Source organism: Paenibacillus sp. A3M_27_13 (assembly GCF_024213315.1).
In the GTDB taxonomy this organism is placed as follows: Bacteria; Bacillota; Bacilli; order Paenibacillales; family Paenibacillaceae; genus Paenibacillus; species Paenibacillus polymyxa_B.
In genome coordinates this window covers 282,057-288,153 of the sequence record NZ_JANAVE010000007.1, presented here as the reverse complement: position 1 = coordinate 288,153, position 6,097 = coordinate 282,057, and the positions used below count along the sequence as shown (strand labels likewise).

General features: G+C 59.7%; 1 protein-coding gene. It reads left to right on the top strand.

Annotated features, from left to right (window positions below):
* Window positions 1-6,086: non-ribosomal peptide synthetase (locus NLX82_RS21655; protein ID WP_254349042.1), on the top strand; the 6,086-nt coding region annotated here is incomplete at its 5' end.
* Between the last annotated feature and the right edge of the window lie 11 nt (window positions 6,087-6,097).

Below are 6,097 nucleotides of genomic sequence, written 5' to 3'. Positions count from 1 at the left end.
AAGAGGAGCTGGCGCTGGCGGCGGTGCTGTACCTCGACGACGAAGCGTCGTACAGCGACGAGCGGGCGAATGCGCCGATTGGCTCCGGCATGGTCTCCGGCAAGCTGACGGATGCTGTGGACGACGGCGGTGAGAGCCATCAGAATGTTGGCACCGACAGCTTCCATGAAGCCCGTCCGGAGGATCTGGCGTACGTGATCTACACGTCGGGAACGACGGGCAAGCCGAAGGGCGTGATGATCGAGCACCGCAGCCTGGTGAACACGGCGGCGGGCTACCGGCGGGAATACCGGTTGGATCAGTTCCCGGTGCGGCTGCTGCAGCTCGCAAGCTTCTCGTTCGACGTGTTCGTGGGAGATATCGCGCGGACGCTGTACAACGGAGGCACGATGGTGATTGTGCCGAAGGACGACCGGATCGATCCGTCTCGTCTGCACCACTGGATCAGCCAGCAACAAGTGACGATCTTCGAATCGACACCGGCGCTGATCGTGCCGTTCCTGGAGTACGTGCACGAGCAGCGGCTGGATATGAGCTGGATGGAGCTGTTAATCACGAGCTCGGACAGCTGCAGCGTGGCGGATTACCGGACCTTGCAGGAACGCTTCGGCTCGTTGTTCCGGATCATCAACGCTTACGGCGTGACGGAAGCGGCGATCGACTCAAGCCTCTACGACGAGGAGCTGGCGAAGCTGCCGCAGACAGGCCATGTGCCGATCGGCAAAGCGTGGCTGAATGCGAAATTCTACATCGTGGACGCGCATCTGAACCCGGTGCCGGTCGGGGTGCTAGGCGAGCTGGTCATCGGCGGAGTCGGAGTGGCGCGCGGGTACTTGAACCGTCCGGAGCTGACGGAAGAGAAGTTCGTAGACAGCCCGTTCGCCGCGGGCGAGCGGCTGTACCGTACGGGAGACTTGGCGCGGTGGATGGAAGACGGGAACGTGGACTTCATCGGCCGGATCGACAACCAGGCGAAAATCCGGGGTTACCGGATCGAGACGGGCGAGATCGAGTCGCAGCTGCTGCGGGTGGAAGGCGTGCGCGAAGCGGTGGTGCTGGTTCGAAGTGACGCGAACGGGCAGAAGGCGCTATGCGCGTATTACACGCCGGATGCCGGAGCGGAGCTGGCAGTGAACGATCTGCGCGGCGCGCTGGCGCAGGAGCTGCCGGGCTACATGATCCCGTCGTACTTCGTGGAGCTGGAGCGCCTGCCTCTGACGCCGAACGGAAAGATTGACCGGAAGGCGCTGCCGGCGCCGGAAGGGGAAGCGGGAAGCGGAACGGAGTACGTCGCACCGCGCAATGAGCTGGAAACGAAGCTGGCGGCGATTTGGCAGGAGGTGCTGGGGCTTGCGAAGGAGATTGGCGTTCACGACAACTTCTTCGACATCGGCGGCCACTCCCTGCGGGCGACGACGCTGGTCAGCAAGATTCATAAAGAGTTGAACGTGGATCTGCCGCTGCGTGACGTGTTCCGCCATTCCATGATCGAGAGCATGGCATCCGCCATTTCCCGGCTGGATGAGCAGACATTCGTTGCCATTCCGGTGGCGGATGACCGGGAGGTGTACCCGCAATCTTTTGCTCAAAAACGTCTCTTTATCCTGAATCAACTGGAAGGCGCGGAGCTTAGCTACAACATGCCGGAAGCGATGCTGCTGGAGGGTGCTTTGGATCGGACAAGGTTCGAAGAAGCGTTCCGTAAGCTCGTGGCGCGGCATGAAATGCTGCGCACCGGGTTCGAAATGGTGGATGGCGAAGCATCGCAGCGGTTATACCATGACGTGAATTTTGCTGTGGAGTTCTATCGAGTGGATGAGCAAGAGGCCGAAGAGACGGTTCGCCGTTTCGTCCGTCCGTTTGACTTGGCGAAGCCTCCGCTGCTGAGGGTAGGCCTTGTCGAGCTGGCTCCGGAACGCCATATTCTAATGTACGACATGCATCATATTATTTCCGACGGCGTCTCGATGGAAATCTTTGTTGAAGAATTCGTCCGCTTGTACGGCGGCGAGCAATTGGAGCCTCTGCGCGTTCAGTACAAAGACTACACCGTTTGGCAGCATTCGCAGGAGCAGAAGGAACGGCTTCAGCGTCAGGAGGCGTACTGGCTGGACATGTTCCAAGGCGAGCTTCCGGTGCTGGAAATGCCGACCGACTATCCGCGTCCGGCCGTGCAGAGCTACGAAGGCCAAACGCTGGAGTTTTTCTTCGACGCTTCGAAAACCGACGGGCTGAAGCAGCTGGCCTCGGAAACGGGCACAACGCTGTTTATGGTGCTGCTTGCGGCGTATAACGTCCTTCTGCATAAATATTCAGGTCAGGAAGACGTGATCGTCGGTACGCCGATTGCCGGAAGGAATCATGGGGATGTGCAGCCGTTGATCGGGATTTTCTTAAACACGCTGGCTATCCGCAGTTATCCGGCTTCGGAGAAGACATTCCTGTCATACCTGAACGAAGTCAAAGAAACGACCCTCCACGCCTTCGAGCATCAAAACTATCCGTTCGAAGAATTGGTGGACAAGGTGCAAGTCACCCGTGATTTAAGCCGCAATCCGCTCTTCGACACGCTGTTTACGATGCAGAATACGGAGGACGAGGAATTTGAGCTGGAAGGGCTTCGCCTGATTCCTTATCCGAGCGCACTGGATACCGCGAAGTTTGATATCAGCTTGGATGTGGGCGAGGAGAACGGCGGCTTGGATTACAGCTTCGAATATGCGACGGCTCTCTACAAAAGGGAGACGATCGAACGGCTGGCGAAACATTACGAGCAGCTGCTCGTAACGATCGTAAGCCGTCCAGATGCGAAGATCGCCGAGCTGAACTTGCTGACGGCAGAGGAAAAAGAACAAATTCTCGGCGCGTTCAACCCAGCGCAGCCGGAAGCGGCTCCTGTGGCCGCGTTCCACCGGCTGTTCGAGGAACAGGCGGAGCGCACGCCGGAAGCGGAGGCCGTCGTGTACGAGAACGACCGGCTTACGTATGCGGAGCTGAACGAGCGGGCGAACCGTTTGGCGGCCACGCTGCGCGCAAGCGGCATCGGCCGGGAGACGATCGTCGGCATTCTCGCCGAGCGTTCGGTGGACTTGCTGGTGGCCGTGCTGGCCGTCTGGAAATCGGGCGGGGCGTATGTGCCGCTCGACCCGGATTATCCGGCAGACCGCGTGCGGTTCATGCTTGAAGACAGCGGAGCGAAGGTGCTGCTGACGCAAACGGCGCTGCGAGAGCGTGCCGAAGCCTGGTTCGGCGAAGAGGAGCTGGCGCTGGCGGCGGTGCTGTACCTCGACGACGAAGCGTCGTACAGCGACGAGCGGGCGAATGCGCCGCTGGAAGCGGATGATCACTTGCACGAATGCCGTCCGGAGGACCTGGCGTACGTGATCTACACGTCGGGAACGACGGGCAAGCCGAAGGGCGTGATGATCGAGCACCGCAGCCTGGTGAACACGGCGGCGGGCTACCGGCGGGAATACCGGTTGGACCAGTTCCCGGTGCGGCTGCTGCAGCTCGCAAGCTTCTCGTTTGACGTGTTCGTGGGAGATATCGCGCGGACGCTGTATAACGGAGGCACGATGGTGATTGTGCCGAAGGACGATCGGATCGATCCGTCTCGTCTGCACTACTGGATTGAGCGGGAGCGGGTCACAATCTTCGAATCGACGCCGGCGCTGATCGTGCCGTTCCTGGAGTACGTGCACGAGCAGCGGCTGGATATGAGCTGGATGGAGCTGTTAATCACGAGCTCGGACAGCTGCAGCGTGGCGGATTACCGGACCTTGCAGGAACGCTTCGGCTCGTTGTTCCGGATCATCAACGCCTACGGCGTGACGGAAGCGGCGATCGACTCAAGCTTCTACGACGAGCCGCTGACGAAGCTGCCGCAGACAGGCCATGTGCCGATCGGCAAAGCGTGGCTGAATGCGAAATTCTACATCGTGGACGCGTATCTGAACCCGGTGCCGGTCGGGGTGCTGGGCGAGCTGGTCATCGGCGGAGTCGGGGTGGCGCGCGGGTACTTGAACCGTCCGGAGCTGACGGAAGAGAAGTTCGTAGACAGCCCGTTCGCCGCGGGCGAGCGGCTGTACCGCACAGGAGACTTGGCGCGGTGGATGGAGGACGGGAACGTGGACTTCATCGGCCGGATCGACAACCAGGCGAAAATCCGGGGCTACCGGATTGAGACGGGCGAGATCGAGTCGCAGCTGCTGCGGGTGGAAGGCGTGCGCGAAGCGGTGGTGCTGGTTCGAAGTGACGCGAACGGGCAGAAGGCGCTATGCGCGTATTACACGCCGGATACCGGAGCGGAGCTGGCGGTGAACGATTTGCGCAGCGCGCTGGCGCAGGAGCTGCCGGGCTACATGATCCCGTCGTACTTCGTGGAGATGGAGCGCCTGCCTCTGACGCCGAACGGAAAGATTAACCGGAAGGCGCTGCCGGCGCCGGAAGGGGAAGCGGGAAGCGGAACGGAGTACGTCGCACCGCGCAATGAGCTGGAAACGAAGCTGGCGGCGATTTGGCAGGAGGTGCTGGGGCTTGCGAAGGAGATTGGCGTTCACGACAACTTCTTCGACATCGGCGGCCACTCCCTGCGAGCGACAACGCTGGCGGGCAAGGTATTTAAGGAATTAAACGTCAACCTGCCGCTGCGCGACGTATTCCGTCACTCGACGATTGCGGCGATGGCCGAGGCGATCGCCCGGATGGAACGGCGGGAGCATGAGGCCATTCCTCAAGCTGAGGAGAGAGAGTACTACCCTCTGTCCTCCGCCCAGAAACGGCTGTTCATTCAGCACACGCTGGATGGAGCGGATCAGCTTTACAACATGCCGGAGCTGGTGCAGGTGGAAGGCGAGTTTGATTTAGACCGGTTGGAAGCCGCCTTGCGGAAATTGATAACACGGCATGAATCGCTGCGCACCGGTTTTGAAATCGTGAAGGGCGAAGCGGTTCAGCGGATTTACCCGCAGGTCGATTTTGCTATCGAGCATCATCAAGCGGATAAAGAGGATGCGGCTCAAATCGAGCAGATCGTCCGCAGCTTCGTTCGTCCGTTTGATCTCGGCAAGCCGCCGCTGCTGCGAGCCGGGGTCATCGAGCTGGAGTCGAACCTGCATATTCTCCTTTTCGACATGCACCATATGGTGTCCGACGGCGTATCGATGGCGATTGTGATCGATGAGTTCTCAAGTTTCTACGCCGGGGAAGAACTGCCGCCACTGCGCATTCAATACAAGGATTATGCCGTTTGGCAGCAGTCGAAGGCCCACCGAGAGCGGATCGGGCGGCAGGAAGCGTACTGGCTGCAAACCTTCGAAGGCGAGCTGCCGACGGCGGACCTGCCGATGGACTACGAACGGTCTGCGGCTCGCAGCTACGAAGGCGCGCATCTGGAGTTCGACGTCGAAGCTTCTCTCTCTGCGCGGCTGCGCGAATTGGCGGCCGAGCGTGAAAGCACGCTGTTCATGGTGCTGCTTGCGGCTTATACCGTGCTGCTGTCCAAGTACAGCGGGCAGGAGGACTTGGTCGTGGGCACCCCGGTGGCGGGAAGAACGAACGCCGATTTGGAACCGGTCATCGGGATGTTTGTCAATACGCTGGCGATCCGCAATCGTCCGTCGGACGACAAAACGTTCTTGTCCTACCTGGAAGAAGTGAAGGAAACGGCTTTGGGTGCTTTCGAGAACCAGGATTATCCATTCGAGGAGCTCGTGGAGCGTTTGAATGTGAAGCGGGAGCCGGGCCGCTTCCCGCTGTTCGATGCCGTTTTCGACTTGCAAAATATCGAAGAACGAGACGCCGAGCTGGAAGGGGTCAGCCTGAAGACTTACGAGCTTGACCATTTGGAAGAAGCGAAGTTCGATCTGACGCTGTTTATGTATGAAAACAACGGGGCGCTGAGCGGGGGCTTCTTCTACGCCACCAAGCTGTTCAAAGAAGCGATGATCCGCACCTTGACCGAGGATTACCTGCGGGTACTGTCTCAAATTGCGGAAAATCCACAACTCGAGCTAAGTCGGATTGAATGTCATAAACCGGCGGCAGGCGCAAAGAGTGCCGTCGATACGATCGAATTCGCGTTCTAATCCTACAAGCG